Raw genomic sequence first — 603 nt, forward strand, 5'->3', positions numbered from 1 at the left:
CGTTCTCACAGTTATATGATGAATCGCAAAAAGCAATGAAAACAGTGCTTGAAAACGCCAGTGCTAATAGTAGTGCAAAACCAGGTTCAGATGAATATAAGATTGGTGCATTTTATTCTAGCTATATGGCTGAAAATGCTCGTGAAGAGTTAGGTATTTTGCCACTTGAGCCAGCTATTAAAAGCATTGATACAGTGAAAGATAAAGCCGCGTTGGTCACACTGATGGCACAGCTACAAGTTAAAGGTGGCGATCTTCCTTTTGGCTGGTATGTTAATAATGACGCTAAAAACTCAAGTGAAAATGCGCTTTATGCCTATCAAGCGGGACTTGGTTTACCTGACCGCGACTACTATTTAAAAGATGATGAAAAATTCACAAAAATTCGCGCGGCTTATCAAACGTATATCACCGATATTTTAGCTAAAGCTGGCGTTAATAATGCCGCTGATGCAGCCAAAGCGATATTAGCACTTGAAACGACACTTGCTGATGCACAGTGGAGCCGAGTGCAAAGCCGTGATGCAACTAAGTCATACAATAAAATGACGGTAGCTGAAGCTAACTCGCTAATGGGTGAGTTTGATTTAAATGCCTATTTCG

Annotated in this window: 1 pseudogene; it reads left to right on the plus strand. The window is 40.6% G+C overall.

What is annotated here, in order from left to right:
• Positions 1 to 603 (plus strand): annotated as a pseudogene (locus CWB77_RS17875) (peptidase M13); the annotation flags it as partial.

This window comes from Pseudoalteromonas sp. S1610, assembly GCF_005887465.1.
In the GTDB taxonomy this organism is placed as follows: domain Bacteria; phylum Pseudomonadota; class Gammaproteobacteria; order Enterobacterales; family Alteromonadaceae; genus Pseudoalteromonas; species Pseudoalteromonas undina.